At 45.1% G+C, this 21274-nt stretch carries 14 protein-coding genes and 1 tRNA gene; 10 read left to right on the forward strand and 5 right to left on the reverse strand.

What is annotated here, in order from left to right:
• Window positions 1-269 precede the first annotated feature (269 nt).
• Both V512_RS11245 and V512_RS11250 read right to left on the reverse strand, forming a co-directional pair.
• Window positions 270-1469 (reverse strand): pyridoxal phosphate-dependent aminotransferase, encoded by a 1200-nt coding sequence (locus V512_RS11245; protein WP_099830554.1) that lies wholly within the window; start codon window positions 1467-1469, stop codon window positions 270-272.
• Between the two features lie 487 nt (window positions 1470-1956).
• Complete coding sequence (locus tag V512_RS11250; protein ID WP_099830555.1) at window positions 1957-3987, reverse strand: Ig-like domain-containing protein; 2031 nt, start codon at window positions 3985-3987, stop codon at window positions 1957-1959.
• Between the two features lie 306 nt (window positions 3988-4293).
• On the opposite strand from V512_RS11250, the gene V512_RS11255 reads away from it, so the two are divergent.
• Entirely contained in the window at window positions 4294-6054 is a 1761-nt protein-coding gene (locus V512_RS11255; protein ID WP_099830556.1) for an NADH-dependent [FeFe] hydrogenase, group A6, read from the forward strand.
• Between the two features lie 48 nt (window positions 6055-6102).
• On the opposite strand, the gene V512_RS11260 is transcribed toward V512_RS11255, so the two are convergent.
• Window positions 6103-7014 (reverse strand): sugar transferase, encoded by a 912-nt coding sequence (locus V512_RS11260; RefSeq protein WP_099830557.1) that lies wholly within the window; start codon window positions 7012-7014, stop codon window positions 6103-6105.
• Between the two features lie 101 nt (window positions 7015-7115).
• On the opposite strand from V512_RS11260, the gene V512_RS11265 reads away from it, so the two are divergent.
• From V512_RS11265 to V512_RS11285, 5 genes are read left to right on the forward strand one after another with little or no spacing between them, the layout of a single operon-like run.
• The gene (locus V512_RS11265) at window positions 7116-8408 is read left to right on the forward strand and encodes a hypothetical protein (protein WP_243392402.1); all 1293 of its coding nucleotides are present in this window, start codon (window positions 7116-7118) and stop codon (window positions 8406-8408) included.
• A 13-nt stretch (window positions 8409-8421) separates the two neighbouring features.
• Window positions 8422-12879: a hypothetical protein gene (locus tag V512_RS11270; RefSeq protein WP_099830559.1), complete on the forward strand. Its 4458-nt coding sequence runs from the start codon at window positions 8422-8424 to the stop codon at window positions 12877-12879.
• 24 nt (window positions 12880-12903) lie between these two features.
• Complete coding sequence (locus V512_RS11275) at window positions 12904-14397, forward strand: ABC transporter substrate-binding protein (RefSeq protein ID WP_099830560.1); 1494 nt, start codon at window positions 12904-12906, stop codon at window positions 14395-14397.
• A gap of 14 nt (window positions 14398-14411) precedes the next feature.
• Window positions 14412-15365 carry an ABC transporter permease gene (locus V512_RS11280; RefSeq protein WP_099830561.1) on the forward strand — a complete coding sequence of 318 codons (954 nt, stop codon included), beginning with the start codon at window positions 14412-14414 and terminating at the stop codon, window positions 15363-15365.
• 10 nt (window positions 15366-15375) lie between these two features.
• Entirely contained in the window at window positions 15376-16206 is an 831-nt protein-coding gene (locus tag V512_RS11285; RefSeq protein WP_099830562.1) for an ABC transporter permease, read from the forward strand.
• On the opposite strand, the gene V512_RS11290 is transcribed toward V512_RS11285, so the two are convergent.
• Window positions 16207-16749 (reverse strand): glycerol-3-phosphate responsive antiterminator, encoded by a 543-nt coding sequence (locus V512_RS11290; protein WP_099830563.1) that lies wholly within the window; start codon window positions 16747-16749, stop codon window positions 16207-16209.
• Between the two features lie 179 nt (window positions 16750-16928).
• On the opposite strand from V512_RS11290, the gene V512_RS11295 reads away from it, so the two are divergent.
• The 4 genes from V512_RS11295 (at window position 16929) to V512_RS11310 (ending at window position 20102) form a co-directional block, all read left to right on the forward strand.
• On the forward strand, window positions 16929-18371 hold the full coding sequence (locus V512_RS11295; RefSeq protein ID WP_099830564.1) for an NAD(P)/FAD-dependent oxidoreductase: 1443 nt from the start codon (window positions 16929-16931) through the stop codon (window positions 18369-18371).
• Complete coding sequence (locus V512_RS11300; protein ID WP_099830565.1) at window positions 18368-19606, forward strand: FAD-dependent oxidoreductase; 1239 nt, start codon at window positions 18368-18370, stop codon at window positions 19604-19606. Before V512_RS11295 ends, V512_RS11300 begins: the two co-directional genes overlap by 4 nt.
• The gene (locus tag V512_RS11305) at window positions 19603-19977 is read left to right on the forward strand and encodes a DUF1667 domain-containing protein (RefSeq protein ID WP_099830566.1); all 375 of its coding nucleotides are present in this window, start codon (window positions 19603-19605) and stop codon (window positions 19975-19977) included. The genes V512_RS11300 and V512_RS11305 overlap by 4 nt, the downstream gene beginning before the upstream one ends.
• Before the next feature lie 50 nt (window positions 19978-20027).
• Window positions 20028-20102, forward strand: a tRNA-Asn gene (locus V512_RS11310).
• A 27-nt stretch (window positions 20103-20129) separates the two neighbouring features.
• Here the strand turns inward: V512_RS11310 and V512_RS11315 are convergent.
• Window positions 20130-21068 (reverse strand): asparagine synthetase A, encoded by a 939-nt coding sequence (locus tag V512_RS11315; protein WP_099830567.1) that lies wholly within the window; start codon window positions 21066-21068, stop codon window positions 20130-20132.
• Window positions 21069-21274 lie beyond the last annotated feature (206 nt).

A 21274-nucleotide genomic window follows, 5' to 3' on the forward strand; every position in this document is an offset into this window, starting at 1 on the left:
GATATCAGACACACTAAACCGGAGGGAAGTTGCTCACTCGCTGTAGCATCAACTAGTAGGGTTGAAAAGAGCTCGTGCCAGCTTGCTTTGTCTGAAATGCTTCATACTCATAGATTAGATCTATGGCATCTTTCCTGTAAAAAATTCTCGTAATAAGCAAGGACAAAATGCTTACCGCAACGCTAAAATGAGAAAAGGAATCCATAACTGCCATGGACTCCTTCCTTTGTTCTGAAATAGTCGATAGAGCTCGATTTTTGGAAAGTCTACTAGACAGAAACGAACAAGCGATTATATTCCTTTAGACCTAAAGCCAATACTTCAATGGCGATCTTCATCTTTTCTGAAGAAAGAACATAAGCAATCCTAACTTCTTTTCGTCCAATGCCTTCACTCGAATAGAATCCCTCCAGCGGCGCCACCATTACAGTGCTTCCATCATAGGAAAAGTCTGTAAGCATCCATTTGACGAATTCTTCAGCGTCTTCAACAGGAAGCTTGACCGAGATATAGAAAGCACCAGAGGGTTTTTGCATCTCTATTCCATCGATTTTGCTCAGTTCTTTAAAGACCACATTTCTTCTGAGTTCATACTCTCTTCTCACCGAATCAGTGTATTCTTTACCAAGCGTTAGAAGGCCAATTGTTCCAAGCTGAGCAATGGTTGGAGGAGATAATCTTGCCTGAGCAAACTTCATCATTGTTCTGTAAAGCTCACTGTTTTTTGTTGCCACACAACCAATTCTTGCGCCACAGCTGCTGAATCTCTTAGAAATACTATCAACGATAATTATGTCCTGTCCTGAATCAAGCGTCATTATTGAAGAAGGCTTTATTTCATCAAAAACGATTTCTCGATACACCTCGTCGCAGATAATATATAGATCATTTCTTCTTGCGAAGTCGATAAGTCTCCTTAACTCACGCTCTGTATAAACTACTCCCGTGGGATTAGAAGGATTTGAGAATAGAATCGCCCTCGTCCTTTTTGTCAAGGCCTTTGATAGTTCTTCGTCAGCGGGCAGCCGATATCCGTTTGATATTTTCGACGTAGCGGACCTCACATTGAGTCCCAGCATGTTGGCAAAGCCTTTGTAATTTGCGTAGAATGGCTCGATCAACATAATCTCATCGCCAGGATCAGCGACAGCAGCAAGGGCGAAAAGAATCGCCTCGCTGCCACCCGAAGTGACAAGAAGCTCATCGGCCGAAACGTCTATTTCCCATGACTGGAAATAGTCTGAAAAAGCTTGCTTTAGCTCTCTTATTCCATCTGAAGGCGAGTATGAGACTACAGAATCTGATAGCTTATTCATGTAATCATAAAACACTCTTGGAGTTTCAATGTCAGGCTGACCGATATTGAGATGATAGACTTTCACACCTTTCTCCTTCGCTTTCTGTGCAAAAGGCACTAGTTTTCTTATAGGAGAAGATGGCATAAGAATTCCGCGTTTCGATATTTCCATGATTTGCCCCCTTAAGTCAAAATGATAACCTTTCTGAATCATTATACAATAAGTAGATCTGAGCATAAAGGGTAACGTTAGCCCTTCAGAAGGCGTTAGTTGGATTTCCAGTTGCATCATCTAGCGAAAAAGGCTGCATACGCAGCCTTCGTTATGAATAGCATCAAAACCTGTTTTCTAGTGACAAGAACAAATGATTATTTTCTTCTGTCCTCGAATGATACCTCAACTAGATTAAGGGTTCTATCTGTCTCGAGTTCGAGTCCCTTCTGATCTCCTGATGGAGTTCTCTTCAATTCTTTTTCAATCATGTAACAAACCTCCTGTATTCATCTTCTCCCCCGCTACCAAACTTATTATAGCATACTTCAGTACTAAGCGAAAGGAATAGAGAGCGCCAACAAGATAATAGCTCATAATCAAGTCTAGTTGGTATTAATATCCCTTGAACCCGAAAGGCAACCTAAGATGGCAAACAGTGAGTATATTATCTTACGGTTATTGTAAAAGCAGCTGTAGCCTCCCCGCCTTTGAGATCACTAGCTCTAAGCATAACTGTGCTTGATCCAAGTGTTTCAGGAATGAATGAGTAGATGCTACCGGTCAACACTCCAGGTCCATAGATTAGTTCGTATCTAAGATAGTCTCCGTCGGGGTCGCTGCTGAACTGTCTCAAGTCAAGCCGAAGAGTTCTTGAGATTATTGTGGTTTGATCTGGAATATTGAATTCGGGCGGCCTGTTCGTATCTGTAACGAGCACGTCAAAAGAAGCATTTGCCGTACCTCCCTTACCGTCTGATGCACTTACGACGAATGTGTAGAAGCCGTAATCCTCGTACCCAGGTTCAATTATCAGCCTGCTTCCTTCAATCGTTCCCATTCCCTGAACGATCTCAAATGATAGATTGTCATTGTCCGGATCAGATGAGTATTCATTCAGATCAACAACAAGTCTAGAACCTTCTGCTATCGTGAACCCTGGTATGTTCAAAACAGGGGGTCTATTGCTCTCTCTGACATCAATTCTTACCGTTGCTCTTGCCGATCCGCCCTTTCCATCGCTCACTGAAACAACCGCTTCGTAGCTTCCCGCGCTGCCATAGTCTGCGTCAAAAGTGTAAGTTCTTCCCTGAATTGTTCCCGGACCTGAAACTAGTGAGTAGTTAAGCGGGTCATTATCTGGATCGGAAGCGTGATCTGAAAGGTTAATCGTCAGCCTTTCTCCCTCAGAAATCCTCCTCGGAAGAATTGAGATCACAGGCGGGTTATTTGTTTGACTTACATTGAATGTCACTGTTCTGTCTACCGATCCGCCCTTTCCATCGGAGGCTCTGATAGTTGCTGAGTATCTTCCTGGATCAGATGATTGAAAAGTATACTGACTACCGGCGATTCTTCCGGAACCGCTGACAAGCTGGTATGAAAGTATGTCTCCGTCAGGATCTGAGAAGTAATTGCCGAGGTTAAGCGTAAGTTGTTCATTAACTTCAATCGTTCTCTCGGGAATGTTCGAAGCTACCGGTACTCTGTTTTTAGTGGCGATACTGATTTGAAAGCTATCTTCAACAGTATTTAAACCGTCCGAAATCTGTAGAACAACGGTCTTTATGCCTGAGTCATTCTCGGTACTTGTGTATGAATAGAGTGATCTCTCTACCTCACCAGGGCCCGAACTAATTCTTATCGAAACTGGATCATTTTCCGGATCCCTTATGAAGGTTCGGAGATCCAGAACGAGTGTATTGCCCTGGTCCAGAGTCTGATCAGGGATGCTCGACACCGGTGGAAGATTTCTTGTTTCAGCTGTTACTAATCGCGAAGAAGCGTCTGTTCCTTCGGGAGTAATGGTGACTGCTGTTGCTGACTCGATTGTTGTGGAGTCAGCTGATGGTGTTGATGGAGTTGTAATGAACGCCTTATTCAATATCAAGAATGTTGAATCATCATTTCCTCCGCGACCGTCAAGAACTGTTATGGTTATACTTTCCTCTGTTCTTGTTGCAAAGTCCGGTTTGTATGTGTAACTGCTGCCAATTATCTGACCGTTGCCAGAAGAGATTCTGTACGTAAGAGGATCCAAATCTGGATCTTCTGCGAACTCATCAAGATCTATGGAAACGGTTTCGTTGTGCGCAATTACCTGATCCGGCACTGATAGCACTGGTGGACGATTCACTTCCCTAACGGTAATGACAAATGTGGATTCGGCAGTTTGCTCTTTCTGGTCAGCAACCGAAATCGTAACTGTGTGTTTTCCAGACTGCTGATAACTCGGCGAGAATGTATAGAATGTGTCCCTGATTTCTCCAGGGCCCGCTAACTTTCTGTAGGTGAGAGACGCCATCTTTTCGTCGCTTGAGTAATCGTGTAGATCTATAGAAAGAATATCACCCTCGTTGATTATCATGTCTGGAATGCTCATCACAGGGGGTTTGTTAAGCACATCAGGAAGCAATCTGATGGCAAATACGACTGCTACCACGACCATCAACAACGCCCAGAAGAACCATTTTCTCATACCGCATAACCTCCATAGAGACCATAATAGTAATCAAGTCTATTATAGTCTTATTCCTGTTCCATGCCCAAATGGAATGGGTTCTGAATACCTTTAGTGAGAACTCCTCCCAATCGTTAGTCGGAGACTCGCATACTGTTTAACACGTCTAACCATGTTGCCTTTCATTTGTTTCCCTGTGGGTAAATTTTAACCTAATACCTGGCATAAGGGGCGATCAATATGCTAGAATCTATTTGATAGAAAAATCACAATCTAGTTTCTTCTCTCTCAATAACTGAAGATTTCGAATGGAGGTGCTGTTCGGTGCCCGTGACAATTACCATTAACGGCAAGGACTATTCCGTGAAAGAGGATCAGAGTATTCTTGAGGCTTGCCGTGAAGTTGGAATGGATATTCCAACGCTCTGTTATCACCCTGCCCTCTCTGTTGTTGGATCATGCAGGGTCTGTGTCGTCGAGGTTGAGGGAGCTCGTAGTCTCTCGCCCGCATGCGCAACTCAGGTCGCTGATGGAATGAAGATTAAGACGAATTCTGAAAGAGTGAACAAGGCCGTAAGATTCAACCTTGGTCTTCTGCTTTCAAATCACCCCAATGACTGTATGACCTGTGATGTGAATGGTAGATGCGAGTTTCAGGATCTGATATATCAATACGATGTTAAAGACATGTTCCCGAAGACCCTCAGAAATGTTTCTTATGACACTTCCAGTCCATCGCTGTTCAGAGACATGAACAAGTGTATTGATTGTGGAAGATGCGTTAGAGCATGTGATGAACTCCAGGGCCTATCAATTCTATCACCTGTAAATAGGGGATATCATGTTCTGCCTTTACCCGCTCTCGGAGCCCCTATTGCAGCTACTGACTGTATAAATTGTGGTCAGTGTTCAGCGGTATGCCCGGTTGGAGCTATTACCGAAAGGATGGAGTTCAGAGATGTTGTTGCCGAACTGAAGAGACATGATAAAGTTCTCATTGCGCAGACGGCTCCTTCAGTGCGCGTTGCGTTGGCTGAAGAGTTTGGAGAACTTCCCGGAACCGTTAGCACCGGCAAGATGGTTGCTGCACTCAGAAAGCTAGGGTTCGACTATGTGTTCGATACGAATTTCTCTGCTGACCTGACAATTCTGGAGGAAGGCTCTGAACTACTCGAAAGAGTTAAGGAAGGTGGAAAGTTCCCGATGTTCACCTCTTGTTGCCCTGGATGGGTTAACATGATGGAGAAACTATACCCGGAGTACACCGAGAACCTTTCAACTGCCAAGTCTCCTCAAGAAATGATGAGTGCTCTTGTCAAGACTTTCTTCGCGGAGAAGATTGGTAAAAGGCCGGAAGACATTTACCTGGTCTCCATCATGCCTTGTACTGCTAAGAAAGATGAGAAGGGGAGAGATACACTTCAAGTAAGAGGTGCCCAATCGACGGATGCAGTTCTGGTAACCAGGGAGCTCGGGAAACTTATCAAAATGCATAAGATACCCTTCGAGTCGCTTGAAGAGGAAGAATACGACAATCCTCTTGGGATCTCAACAGGAGCTGCAGCTATCTTCGGAGCAACTGGAGGCGTCATGGAAGCGGCTTTGAGAACCGCGTACGAGGTATACACCGGGGAAGAGTTGCCCAGACTTGACTTCGACTTTGCTCGCGGATTCGAAGGTGTGAAGGAAGCTGAAATAGAAATGAAGGGCACTAAAGTAAAAGTTGCGATTGCTCATGGTGGAAGCAATGTTGTCAAGTTGATGGACAAGATACGTTCAGGTGAAGCCTTCTACCATTTTGTCGAGATAATGGCATGTCCAGGTGGCTGTATAGGTGGCGGCGGTCAACCGAAATCGAGTGTTCCTGGTTATTTGGAAAAGAGAATGGAAGCAATATATAGTATTGACAAGTCTTCCAAAATCAGGAAATCTCATGAAAATCCGGGAATTCTAAAGCTTTACGAAGAGTATTTGGAGAAGCCCCTAGGACACCTCTCACACGAACTACTCCATACTCATTACAAGAACAACAGCAAGAGCGTAATTGAGAGAAAGAAGGAGCTTGAGGAAATCGCCAAAGGGTAGCTATGATGAAGAAGGTAATCCGAGGGGCCAGGTGCCCCTCGTTTCTATTCAGCCATCGCTTCTCAGCAGAGCCAGAAACACTGCAAAGGGTGTTTTCAAGAGACACCTGAAGTCTAGCATCAACGACCTGTTCTTGACATAATAGAGGTCGTAAGCAGTTTTTACTTTGTACTCTTCAAGTGTTGTTGTGTACTTGTAATTGATCTGCGCCCAACCTGTGAGTCCGGGTTTGACTAAGAGTCTTAGTGGGTAATCGGGTATGTTCTCCATTCCGAGGCTGTGAAATGATGGGAGCTCTGGCCTTGGCCCGACTAAGCTCATGTCTCCCTTTATGATGTTGATTATCTGAGGAAGTTCATCCAATCTTAGAGGTCTCAAGAATCTGCCTAGGCGAGTAATCCTATCTTTACCCGCCTTTGTTTCAAAAGTTCTAAACTTATACATTTCGAATTCCCTGCAGTCCTTTCCGATCCTCTTCTGGCAAATAAATACAGGTCTTCCGCTAGAGATAACTGAGGTCAGCACAATTACTCCGATGACAGGGCCGAACAGGACGAGCATCGCGACTCCGAGGACTATGTCAAGTACTCTCTTGATTCTGTCGTAGGTTTTCTTGGTTTCTATTGGTTCTCTTTCAATAAGCATCAACTTCTCTTCATTGAAGCTCTCGTGAGAAAGCCTGTATAGAAAGAAGTATCTCAGAGCGGTAAGTGTCAGAGTAGGTAGGGCTATCCATGGTGATAAACGAATCAACAAAGCCCCGAATAAGCAAGACAAAACAACGGATCCAAGGGAAGAAGCCTTCTGCTTATCTGGATCGGAAAAAGTGATTCCCTCGTAACCGCGCATAGAAAAGCTAATAAAGACACATACACCAAGAGCTGCGATAAACGCATCAAAACCGTTCAATAAGAGCGGCAAAGCTAGAGAAAGATCCAGCAAATACCATAGCCTGTCCATCGTTATATTGTCTCATCTTTACAACGATATTGGAACCAGCAATTTCGCGAAATATTGAATCTTGAAAGAGGATTTGCGGTATCATGTAAATTAGGAGGTCCATGGTGAAAAAACTATATCTGAGTGATCTTCACATAGGTGACGGAACGTTAAAGGATGACTTCAAGTTCGATTCGGATCTCATCGAGCTGATACTCAGCTCCAAGGACAAAGGTTTCGGCGAGATCGTAATTGTTGGTGATGGTCTTGAGTTGCTGATGTCAGAGTTTATTAGAAGCAGACGGATGTTGCCTTTTGACAGATTGCTGAAAGAGATCGATGTATCGATTGTCGATGCTATTGAGAGCAAACATCAGGAAGTGTTCAGAGCATTCAGAGAGTTCGCCGAGAGTGGAAGAGTGAAATACGTTGTTGGAAACCATGATTCCCTTTTGCTTTTCAGTGAGAGACTCCGTCACAAGTTGAAGGAGTTACTGGGAGACGAAGAGAAGGTTGAAATCCTGCCTTATTATCTTGACAGAGAGTTCAAGACTTTGGCCATTCACGGCAATCAGTACGACATTGTGAACAGATTCTTCAGAGATAGGAAGAACGGCAATCTTATGCAGCCTTTTGGTGACTATATGGCCCGGTTCATGATGGAGAACTTTGACAAATGTCTCATGAGAACCGAGCTTCCCGAGCAGGTGGTAAGGGATTATCAGAATGTGCACCCTACTCTCGATGTATTTCAGTGGCTTGAATACTTAAGGAGAGTGTATGAGGTCGACTCGGACTTACAGGCGGAGTGGTCAAGGCAATTTCTTATTCTTTTGAAGAGCCATGATGCACAACGTTGGATAGATGCTAACTGGCCGGTTTTGAAGGTCGTTGAGGGGTTGTTTGTGAACAGGCACGGCGGTATGAAACTCGGAAGTCTGATGGTGAGAATCGTGATGGCAGTCAGAAAGTTGAAGAAGACTGACAATCTATATAGGCAAGGGAGAAGACTGCTTGGTGCGGAGGGAAAGAAAGGCTTTCAAAAGGCCATGAACAGTGAGTTCTTTCTGATGTATGGTGACAAAGCCCCGCCTATCGTTCCAGGTGAACTGAAAGGTGTTGTGATGGGTCATAATCACCGCCACGTATTGCGGATGATTTCGAGCAACGGAGAAGAGAAATTCTACGCTAATGCCGGGACATGGAAGCCCGTCGTAGAGATGATTGATGATAATCCTAAAAACGGTTTTGCAAGAAGAGTTGAGCTGGGGTACATCACTATAGAGATGATTTCTAACGAGTTTCTTGTTCAGTCGAACCATATCAAGAAACTTAGTGGCCTGCGGTTATCCGAGGATACAATAGAGCGGAATGCCGACAATTCTATTTCGCACGAGATTGGACTAAGAGTCTGAGGAGGGATTCACGTTGCACTATTACAGAGGTTCCACGATAGTGCCGATTATCATTACTTTGCTCCTGGTAATTGTAGCTGCCGTAGTTGCAGCATTTTTCCTCTGGCCCGTTCCAGAACCGAAAATACTTATCTCGAATGTCTCGCCAATTCCGAAAAATGCAGAGAGAATCCAATATGCTGAAAAGGTAGAATTAAGATGGGAAGCTGTATATGAACGTCCAAGGCATGGCCTCTTAGCAGAAGTCTTCGCTGGCAAGGACAGAAATAGTTTGACCAGATTGGCACTTGACCTTCAGGGTGATCTGACCTCCCCTACTGAGGGGATATTTTCCTTCTCTCATGAGTTTGAGGTTGACCCTCATTCTCAGTATTGGTGGAAAGTAAGGGTTTACACAGAAGGCGGAAAATCTGCAGAAAGTGAAATCTGGACGTTCGTACTCATGAATACTTATCCTAGAAGACCAGAGCTAATTCCACCCAGCAGAAACCTGGGAAATGTCCCCCTAAAAGATCTTACACTTAACTGGAGTTCCAATGATCCTGATGGAGATGAGTTAGTATACGACGTGTATTTTGGCAGAGAGCCAAGATTAGATGAGAAGGACCTTCTCATTAGAGGAACGCACGAAACGATGGTTGACGTTTCGTTACTAAAGAGACTTGATTACTCGACGAAGTATTACTGGAAAGTCGTTGCGAAGGACTCGTATGGAGGTGAATCTACTTCTTATACTGAGAGTTTCACAACACAGATGAGGGCAGATCTTCCTGCAGTTACGCCGGAAAACCCAAGAAGCGGAGCTAGCGATTTCGATGCTGGAAGGAGGAGCCTCTCATGGAAGACCTCACTTCCTCTCGAGTACTATCCCGAACCACTTTATTTCGATGTCTATCTTGCGGAAGGTCAGTCGAGGCATTCCCTCATCGGAACCACGAATTCAACGGATATAGTTATTCCTTCTCTTAAAGGACACACAACTTACAGCTGGTATGTTGTAGTGAGGGACGCATCAGGTAAGGAGAAGAAGAGCGAAGAGTGGATCTTCCGGACTTCAAACAGAGCTCCTGTAATTGATATGAAGTATCCCTTTGCGCCTCCCGGGCAGTCCTCAATACCGGTAACTTGGAGCGTAGTGGATCCCGATGGGGATAGTGTTACAACCGAGGTCTTCTTCGGGGCTGAAGATGAAGAACCTGTCAGGATTGCTTCGGGCAGAATGACATCCGTTTTTCTTTCAGCTCTGGACGAGGGGACTAGTTACAGTTTAGTCATAAAAGCCAGTGACAATCATGGTGGCGAGGCAAGCAAAGAGATGCAAATAGTACCGGGAAACCGAGCTCCTAGTGTAGCCGTTGTTAACCCGGTTTCTCGGGAAGGGGTAGAGCCATCGGCTGTCTCTTTCAGGTGGGTCGGCGAGGATCAAGATGGCGACTCGATAAGCTATGAGCTTCATCTGAAGTCGCTAGATGATTCTAGAGTAATTGGACCTATAGATTCTCAAGAACGTGTAGTACGAGATCTTGGAGAAAACGAAGAGTACAGTTGGTATGTTGTTGCGACTGACTCTAGGGGCGCATTTGTCAGAAGCGAAGAAGCGGTCTTCAGAACGGGAGATAAGTCGCTGGCAGTAGTTCTACCGGTATCGCCCAGACCTGGAGAAGAAGAAGTACCCCGTTCGCACACCCGTTTCATTTGGGAAATCGATGGAGAGAGAGAGGGCCTTTCTTACAGGTTTGTTCTTGCAAATGACATCGAGATGAACAACACAGTCATCGAACGCGTCCTCGATAGACCGGATATTGAGCTTACTCAGGATATATTGAGCAACACCAGGTACTTCTGGCGGGTAGATTTGATCAAGGACGGTTCCGAGATTGCAGGAGAAATCTGGTCTTTTGAGACCGAAAACCTCCCACCCGAGGTTCCGCGCCTCATATTCCCAATGGACGGTGCTTCGGAAGTCTCTACAAGGGATCTGACCCTGAGATGGGAAGGTAACGACCCGGACGGGGTAATCGTTTCAACAAAGATCTACTTGCGCGGAACCGAATTCGTTGAGAAAGTGTATTCTGCCTCAGAGAGTTCTTTCACTATCGGTGAGCTTGAACCTGGGCGAAGATATGAGTGGGCCGTGGAGATTATTGATGATGGTGGGAAGAGCTCCAAGAGCAGGTACTCATCGTTTGTTACAGGCAACCAGAAGCCAGTCATTAAGCTTCTTCAACCTTCTCGCATGTTCCTGGAGGGGGCAACGACGCCTCTTGTTGTTGAATGGGAGCTGGACGATCCTGAAGGAGAAGACCTTGAGGTGGGAGTATATGTCGACCTTGCCGAAGAGTCGTTGGGGCGCCCGGTAGCTATCGGAAATAACCTTGAGAGATATGTCATAACCAATCTCATTTCCGGAAGGGATTACTTGTTGACAATCGTGGCAGAGGATCCCGGAGGTGAAAAAGGGATTCTCGAAATACCTATAAAAAGCCGTGTTTCGGGACTAGACTACATTTATCCTTCCGGTGGAGTATTCGAGAACGACAGAGAGTTCTCTTGGTCATATTCACAACAGAGTTCGGGATACGTCTTCCGACTTTATGATTCAGATCATAACCCCATTGTCAGAAGAGTTGTTCAGGACAACAAATACAGACCCGAACTATCTTTTGAGGACGGTAGACAGTACTTCTGGGCTGTATCTGTCTTGAGAGACAACGTCGAGTATGCAGGCGAGCCGGTCAGTTTCATTTCCGGACAGCCGTTTGGAGTGTTGCTTGAAGCGCCGAGGAACGGAGAAAAAGTGTCGGCTTCGGGAGTAACATTGAAATGGGTTTTAGACGGTGATACAGAAATGATAAGGCAGAAGGAAGTCTATTTTGGAGAACTGGGTAGCCTTTCACGTTACACGGTTTCGAGCGACAGTTATCAAACAGGAAGGCTTCTTCCGGGACGAACATATGAATGGTTCGTTCAGTTGACAGACAATAGTGGAGCCACAATAAGAAGCGAGACTTTCCGATTCTCAGTTGAAAACAGACCTCCAGAACTGTCTTTAATCAGTCCCGTCGATGGAAGGGCGATCGGTGAAACCTATGTTGATTTGACATGGTCAGGCTATGATCCTGACGGAGATCAGCTCAGGTATTCGGTGTATTTTGGTTCGGGATCTGATCTTGAGCTTTATAGAGAGTCAATGCAGACAAATCAAATCAGAATATCCGGTCTAATCATGAATCGAATCTATAGATGGTACGTTGTGGCAACGGACGGCGAAAACACAGTTACCTCAGAGACGAGGACCCTTTATGTGGTAACGAGTCAAGTCGATCTGCAGGTAGAAGCTCCAGCTGCAGATTCAGTTGCCGATATCAGACCTGTCTTCTCATGGAAGGTTACGGGAGCGCAGGCGGGAGAGTTCAGAATTTATCTGGGCGAGTATCAAGATCAGATGTCTCTAGTAGCTACGACAGCGGGTAACTCATTTCAGTATCAGGACCGACTGAAGGAAGACAGTACGTATTACTGGAAAGTTGAACTGTGGAGGGACGGGAGTCTGCTTGCATCAACTTCAACAGTTCAGTTCAGAACGCAGTCTTCTGGAGAACCGGAACTTCATGATCAAAGAAGTGTAACAGCGATCTACTTCGGAGAGGCATTGAATATAGTTTCTTTGGATACTTCGGGCCTCGATATCATGGAGGTTCGTTATAACTATGATGGTGAAGTGCCTGTTGTGGTTAAAGGGAATCTTGTCTACGTGATAGAAGGGACGGGAAGACTAACAACCATTGATTATAGTTCGGGTGAGGCACAGGTTATTGGAACGATCGCAACAAATACCTCTCCGGTCAAAATAGTGCTTGAGGGAGGTTACCTTTGGATTCTAGACAATAAGAGCGCTGGAGTCGTTGTCAGAGTCTCCCTTAATAGCAGCGGAATTCCCGAAGGGATGGATGTTGTTTACAGAGATTGGACAACGCCGGTAGATTTGTTCGTTACTGAGGACCTTTCAAGAATCTATTTGGCCGATGCTCTCTCAGGAATAAAGATTCTTCAGAGAGAAGGGACGGGATACGTCGATCGCACTTCAAGCTTCGATCTTTCTCTCGAAGGTTATTCTAGAGCCGTTGCCGAGAAGAACGGCATTGTCTTTTCCGGGGAAGCGGGCATAAACGGTGGACTGAAACTTATAGATACTTTGAGATCGCTGAAGAGCACCGTTGGAAGGTACTACATTGTCTTGAAGATCGAAGTCTCAGACGATATTCTCTACGCTTCAACCGACAAAGGAGTAGCGATTGTTGACATAAGCACTCCGGCATCACCAGTTGTGCTAAGAGATCTGGAGCTTACGCAGGTCGATGAAATCTCAGTCTCGGGGAGGCTTATGATAGTGAAATCGGGAAACAGGATGTTAATATACGACGTAGAAAGACCAAATGATCCTATTTTGTTGGAAAGTAGAAATCAATAGCATCTAAACTTGGGAGGTGTTAGTGTGAGAAAGTATCTGGCATTGCTTCTAATAACTGTATTGTCTGTAGCGCTGTTCGCAGTAAGCGGCGTATTGGTGATGGCTATCGAAACCGAACCTGTAGGATTCGATCCGACTCTTGTGACTGCTTTTGCTTCGCACAGAGTTCTTGAAAACGTCTATGACGGTCTCCTGAAGTACGATGAGAACATGAACCTAATACCTAACCTTGCTGTAGACTTCGAAGTTGTCGATCCTTATACCATCGTGTTCGAGATCAGAGAAGGAGTCAAATTCCACAACGGAGAATCCCTAACTGTTGAAGATGTTTTGTTCACATTTGAAAGGATTAGAGACCCGGAAGTGAAAGCTCCCGCAGCCACTTACTATGGTGAAGTCGAATCTATAAAGGCCATAGAAGGCAACAAAGTCGAGTTCAAGTTAAAGATTCCAATGGCCTCTTCTCTCTTACCTAACTTTGCAGGTGTCAATAGCGCAATACTTTCGAAGAGTTTTGTAGAGTCAGGAGCAAATCTTCAGCTCGTGACGAATGGAACAGGCCCGTTCTTTATGGCCGAATTTGTAGCAGGTAACTACATAACGCTGAGAAAGAACACCGAGTACTTTGTGGAGGGACTTCCTTATCTAAGCGAAATAAAGATGATGATCATGCCTGAGGAGGTAACACGGGTCTCCGCGCTAAGAAACGGAGATGTCGATCTGGCAAAGATTAGCGAGCCGCTTAGTTTGAGACAACTGCCCTCAGATAGATTCAAGATATATAGAACACCTGTTCTAAGCTATTACTTGTTGGGGTTCAACACAACCAGAGGTCCTCTAAGTAAGCCAGAGGTTAGGAATGCTCTGAATTATGCAGTAAACAGAGAGATGATCGTCAAGGCGGTTGCATTCGACGAAGCAACTATAACAGGTCCTCTAAACCCGGAACTTGATTTTTGGGCGCTCCAGCCAAATGAGTTTGAGGAGTACACTTACAACCCAGCAAAGGCGAAACAGCTGCTAACGGAGGCAGGCTATCCAAATGGTTTTGAGTTTGAGATAGTTGCTGCCCAGAGATATAACTTCGACAAGGTTGCCCAAGTTATTCAAGCTCAGCTTGCGGAAGTTGGCGTCACAGCAAAGATAAACATTGTGGAATGGGGTATCTTCATTAGCAAATGGAGAGAAAGCGATTTCGATTCTTTCATTTCCATGAACAGTGGTTCTATTGATCCGGATATTCAGTTCAACAGGACCTTCAGAACCGGTGGATCAACCAATGTATTCCTTTACAGCAATCCCGAGGTCGATGAACTCCTTGACAGAGGAAGAAGCGAGTCGGATATTGTTGCAAGACAGAAGATCTATGGAGAGCTCCAGAAAAAGCTTGTGGAAGACTCACCGATTCTGTTCCTGTATTCGGCAAACACGATATTCGCTTCGAATAACGCTGTTCAAGGGTTCAGATCTCTGGCTAACGAGAGTCTTGTTTTCTTGAGAGAAACTCGCAAAGAGTAATAAGCAGGTAGAGAATGGAGTTCGGATACATTGTCAGGAGGTTGCTTTCGGCAATCCCCACTGTTCTCTTAGTAACATTTTTGGTTTTCATTGCAATCCACATAGTTCCCGGCGATGTGGTGGACATGATGCTAGGAACTCAGAACTATCTTAGTGAAAGCCAAATAGAGCAGCTCTATACTGAATATGGTCTAGATAAGCCTTTAGTCGTTCAGTATGGAATATGGGTGAGAAACCTCCTTTCTTTCAATCTAGGAACTTCACTTAGAACGGGAAGAACCGTAACCGAACTAATAAGAGAGAGATTTCCCGTTACTCTTGAACTGTCATTATTCTCTCTTGGATTCGCTATGTTGTTTGGTATTCCAATGGGAATCATATCTGCAATCAAAAGAAATGGTTTCATTGACAATTTCGTAAGGATAATCGGCCTCATCGGTCTTTCGTCCCCATCCTTTTGGGTGGGGGCGATCTTCATAGTTCTCTTCTCAGGTACCTTTCACGGCTTCAATCTCTTTGGCTATGTAAGACCGGGAGTAGATCTAATTTCCAATCTTCAAGTGATGTTTCTTCCTTCGCTCACATTGGGTTTGATGGTTGCTGCCCAGATCTTAAGGATTACGAGAACCTCGATGCTGGACGTGCTGAATCAGGATTATGTTAGGACGGCAAGAGCAAAGGGGGTAAGTGTGCGAAATGTTATTTTTAAGCATTCACTGAGAAACGCTCTGGTTCCTGTGGTAACGCTTTCCGGCATTCAGCTTGGATATCTTCTTGGCGGGACAATCGTTATTGAGAATATGTTTGCGCTTCCGGGAATGGGAAGACTTCTTCTCAATGTAGTGAATGAAAGAGACTACCCAGTTGTTCAGGGAATTGTTCTTTTTATAGGTATTCTGATAGTTATGTTGAACATAGCGGTAGACATAATATACACACTCATCGATCCTCGTGTTGAACTTCGGTAGGTGAGAGAGATTGCTTAATGTATTCAGAAGACTTATCAATAATCCAATTTACATAGTGAGTATGGCGATTATCATAGTTATAATCATGGTGACTCTGCTTCCTGGTTTGTTTGCTCCGTACGATCCGTATAAGATGAATATGGATTCTTTCATGAGCAAACCCACCTGGAGTCATCTGTTTGGTGGAGACCAGTTTGGAAGAGACGTGTTCTCAAGATCAATATATGGAGTTCAGAAGAGTGTGATCATTGCGTCCAGCGCAATAGCACTATCTGCTATTATAGGGACCTTGTTGGGACTCCTTTCCGGCTACATAGGCGGCTGGACTGATCTGATAATCATGAGGATCATGGACAGTTTTTTTGCCTTCCCTTCGTTAATACTGGCTCTCTTCATTATTGCACTATTTGGTTCAAGCATGGCCAATCTGATATTCGCAATAGGGTTGGTCTACGTCCCGATTTTTGCAAGGACTGTTAGGGGAGCCACTTTGTCTCTGAAGGACAGTCTGTATGTAAAGGCATCAAAGGCGTTGGGAAAGAAGGGTATTTCAATAATGTTGACCGACATCCTTCCAAACATCTCCTCTATACTCATAGTCACTTTCACAACAAACGTATCAACTGCCCTTCTTACAGAAGCATCTCTTGGGTTTCTTGGTCTTGGTTTACCTCCACCAGAACCTACTTTGGGAGGTATGGTAGGTCAAGGCACATCTTATCTACTTAGCGCACCATGGATCGTCCTCTTTCCCGGTCTTATGATCGCCATAATCGTACTGAGCCTGAATATTCTCGGAGATGGTCTTAGGGATGCGCTTGATCCAAGAATCAGCAGATAATTACCATCTGTAGGACCATAGGGTCGTGGAACTTGTGGAAACGGCATCCACGTGTTTTTTGAGAGTCTCAATCTCTTCAGCGGTATCTATGAGTCCAGCGGCGACAATCGTTATGTCGGGTGCGTGTGCTCTGATCTTTGGGGCGATTTTCGCCGCAACAATTCCAGGGAGTATCTCAATATTTCTTATACCATTAGATACGATTTGCTGTATTCCTTTGTCAACGGCCCTCGAGTCAAGAACGAAGAACCTCAACAAGCTCTGATTCAAACCAACGTTAACGGCTTGCTTAAAAATCCTTAGTTTAGCCGTGATTATCCCATCTACCCCGCTCTTCTTAAGGTAGATAACGCTGTCTTCATCTCCAGAAAGTCCAGACACGAAATCGATATCAACAAATACCCTTTTGCCAGCAGATTTGAACTGGTCTATTCTCTCTTGAACTTCAAACAAACCTCCATTGAGAAAAAAAACCGTCTCCGGTATAACGGCTTCCGGCCTCTCTTTTCTATCCCATAAAGCTGCAATGATTCCCTTAAGCATAGTAAACCTCCCTTAATCGATGATACACCATGTTCTGTAGATCGCTTATGTGCTCTTTGCTTTTCAGGTATCCGTAATCTGAAAAAACATTTGTGATATAATTCGAGTAAACGTGGTAGAGTTTATGAGAAAACCACGCCATAAGTTGATGGCGTGGTTTTCTTATTGGAGGTGCCGGAATGCAGGCGGTGGTTATTGGTGGTGGAGTTGTCGGTTCGCTAATTGCCCGAGAACTCACAAGATACAAAATTGAAGTCGTTCTGGTTGAGAAGTCCGAGGATATAGGTCAAGGCGTTACCAAGGCGAATTCGGCGATTTTGCATGGTGGTTACGATGATCCGCCAGATACTCTAAGAGCGAAACTTTGTGCCGCCGGGAATTCGATGTTTACCAGGCTTTCTGAAGAGCTAAAGTTTCCTGTTAAGAGGACAGGGTCACTTGTGGTCGCCAGAGGCAGAGACGAACTGCCAAGACTTGAGGAGCTCCTTGAAAACGGCATCAGAAATGGTGTGGAAGGACTCAGAATTGTTGAGAAGAGTGAACTGAAGAGTCTAGAACCATACATTTCTGATGAGTTCAACTTTGCACTTCTTTGCAGCAGTGCCGGTATTACCGAGCCATGGATGGTAGCTATCTCTTCATCGATAAACGTCTCTGAAAACGGAGGCAAAATAATCACAAGCGATGAGGTAGTGGGCGGTACTATGAGAAATGGGAGGATTGAGAAGGTTCTTCTAAGATCGGGAAGAAAGCTAAGGGCTGATTTAGTGATAAACGCTGCGGGGGTATTCTTCGAGAGAGTTGCATCAAGCTTCGGAGTTGATGTGCCTTCCGTTAAATTGAGAAAGGGAGAGTACATTCTTTTGGATAAGAAAGCAAGTTCGCTTGTAAAAAGGATTATCTTTCCACTCCCAACTGCCGAAGGGAAAGGAAGACTCGTTGTTCCAACGGTTGATGGAGGTGTTCTACTTGGTCCCACTTCTGTCGAGTTGCCGGGATTTACTCCTGAAGATGTAAGTACTACTTATGAGGGGCTGGTCTCTGTTAGAAATTCCGGGGAGTATCTGATTCCCGGAATAGACAATCCAGGCTGGTATGTCAAGTCCTTTGCCGGACTAAGACCGGAGACAGATCAGAAGGATTTCTACATAAGAAAGGCAGAAGAACTAGAGAACTTCATCACGGTTGGAGCCATCAGGTCTCCCGGATTAACTGCAGCACCGGCGATTGCAGAATATGTTGTGACTAGAATAGTCCCCGAAACAGGAATTCGCCTGGTCGAAAGAGATGATTTCGTTTCTAGCATCAAAGAGAGAGAGAGAATAAAAGAGCTTTCGTTTGAGCGAGCATCACAACTCATTGACAAGGATCCCGCCTATGGAAGGATTGTATGCCAGTGCAACGAGGTATCTGAGACAGAGGTGATTCAGGCAATAAGAGATGGAGCGAGGACTGTGGATGGAATTAAGTTTAGAACAAGAGCTGGTTTTGGTAGATGTCAAGGCGGATTTTGCAGTTCAAGTATTGCCAGAATTCTGGCCAGAGAGCTGAAAAAAGACCTGTCGGAGATTAGACAGAACAATGAAAGAAGCTGGATAGTAAGCGAGAAGGTGAGACAATGAAGAGACTCATCACAGACGTACTTGTAATTGGCGGGGGAGCCGCAGGAATGGCCGGTGCCTTCAGCGCAGCGAAACAGGGTGTCAAAGTAACCCTGCTCGAAAGAGAGGCAGTAGTTGGCGGCGTCTTGAATCAGTGCATTCACAATGGTTTTGGACTTCAGTTTTATCATGAAGAACTTACTGGTCCGGAGTTTGCAGCTCGACTACAGAGTGAGATGAGTCAGGAAAGGGTAGATGTGATAGGTGAATCATATGTTCGGGAAATTGATGTCCGGAGGAAGGAAGCTTTGGTGTTGTCACCACAAGGTGCCTTCAAAATAGAGTCAAGGGCTCTCGTGATTTCGACCGGTGCAAGAGAGAGACCATTTGGGTCATTGCTGATACAAGGAGATAGACCTTCTGGGGTTCTGCCAGCTGGACTGGCACAGAGATTTGTCAATCTGGAGAACTATCTGCCGTCAAGACGTGCAGTTGTACTTGGTTCGGGGGATATTGGGTTGATAATGGCCAGAAGACTAACCCTTGAGGGTGTCGAGGTTGTGGCAGTAGTTGAGCGAATGCCGTATCCAGGTGGGCTTACGCGAAACATTGTTCAGTGTCTAGAGGACTATGGTATCCCGCTTCTTCTGTCGACAACGGTTACTGGCATTTATGGCAACGGAAGGCTTGAGGAAGTTGAGATCTCAAGAGTCGATGAGAAATTCACGCCTGTTCCTGGCACCTCGAAGAAATTGAAGACAGACACGCTGATTCTATCGGCAGGATTGTTGCCACAGGTTGAGGATTTCGATAATGATTTGATGATAGATCCTGTTAATCGAGGTTTCATCGTTTCCAATACCGGTGAAAGTAGCATAGAAGGTGTCTTCGCTGCAGGAAACAATGTGGCTGTGTTTGACCTGGTTGATTATGTGGCAGCTGAGGGTTGGATAGCTGGCCGACATGCTGCTCTTTTCTCACTTGGCGAGAACACGTCAGGTGACCGAGTTCCGGTCATAAGAGGAGAAAACGTGGGAGTACTGGTTCCAAGCATTGTCGATATGGAAGAACACTTGAGATTGTACATAAGACTGAGGAAGCCCATGGATGAGGGAAGAGTAGTACTAAAGGAGTTGAACTACGAAAAGGGTTTTTCTTACGGAGTTCCAAGTGAGATGATCCAAGTGGTCATAAACAAGGATAAGCTGGCTCCTCTCCTGGATGCAGGACAACTGACTGTAGAGGTGTTAACATGAAACGACATATTACCTGTGTGATCTGCCCCGTAGGTTGCAAGATATCTGTAAGAAAGAAGGATGAGAAATACGAAGTAACTGGTAACAAATGCCCAAGAGGTCAGGAATACGCACTCAATGAACTCGTAATGCCGAAACGAATACTTACGACCAGCGTGAGAGTTTTGAACGGAGAACTCCCTCTTGCTTCAGCGAAGACCACAGGCCCAATTGACAGAGCCCTAATACTCGAAAAGATGAGCTTAATCAGAAGAATAGCCGTTGAGGCGCCGGTGAAGATAGGGGACGTTTTGATAGATGACATCGACGGTGAGGGAACTTCACTTGTCGCTACTCGACCAGTCGGAAGAATCGAAACCTCCAATCAGTAGCTTTGGCTACTTGAAATAACTTTAGATTCGAGTTACAATAATCAATGTGTTCCAGCGTGGCTCAATGGCAGAGCATCCGGCTGTTAACCGGACGGTTGGGGGTTCGAGTCCCTCCGCTGGAGCCAGAACTCCCCCGTAAGGGGGAGTTTTCGTTATATCCAGCTCTGCCCTGGAACTTTCGGGAATAGCCTGGTTTTCAGGACGTTGTCAAGAGAGCATACATATCTGGCAAGTCTTTCGACTCCAATTCCACAACCCGCTGTTGGAATGAGTTCTCTCATTTCTGCTATCTCCATGTACCAGGCAAGTTCTTCGGGGTCAGTACCTTTGAATTCCATTCTGTTAATAATCCTTGGGTGTTCCCACTCTCTCTCTCCACCAGACAAGGTCTCTCCGAATCCTTTTGGAAGAATCAAGTCCATGTCTTTGAGTGTCTTTCCATCATCAGACAGGAGGTCGTAGAACTCCCTCTCCCAAATTGGGAAGTCTATCAACCAGAAGGGTTCAGTGAAGCTGGAGGACAGAACGGTTTCGAAGTCTTTTCCATACTGTTCGTAAGCATCCATGAACTTCACTTTTGCGAATGGTCGGGAGGGTACTAAAGGGTCTGAAGACAGATACTCCAGTTCCCTTCTACAGCTCTCTTTAATTGTTGTAATTACGCTGGCCAGCAGATCTTCAACAAGTAACATCACGTCATCTCTGGACGCGTTCTTGATTTCCAGATCGATCTGACTGAATTCGAAAAGATGTTTTCCCGACAGCGCCTTCTCAGAAGTCTCTAGTCTCACGTTAGGAGATACTATGAAAATCCTGTCAAATGACTTGCATGCCAACTGCTTGTGGAAAATCATAGACTGCGTTAGACGATACTCCTGATCGTAATAATGAAACTTCGCGTTATGAACTTCATGGTTCAGTGGATCGGTTATCGGAGATACAACGGTGGGAAGAAGTTCCACAAAGCCTTTTCCCCGAAGGAAGTTGTTTGCTTCTCCCAGCAGTGCGGACTTAACTCTAACTGCCGATTTTACTAGTGGGTCGCTCAGGTGTTCCAGTATCCTTGTGCTTAGTCTCCCTGTGCTTTCCATTCTCTCACCCCTTATAAAAAAAGAAGGCCGATGGTTATCCATCGGCCTTTTAATCTTCTAAAAGCTACAAAAGCAAAGATTAACTGACCGATCCCGGCCAGGAATTATTATCGACTACTCTATTCCCATATAAAGACTCATTATGAACCATAATCATTCCTCCTGATTGTTTGATTGTACCACCTGAAAAGTAACACGAAAAGCAC

The organism is Mesotoga sp. Brook.08.105.5.1, from assembly GCF_002752635.1.
GTDB lineage: Bacteria > Thermotogota > Thermotogae > Petrotogales > Kosmotogaceae > Mesotoga.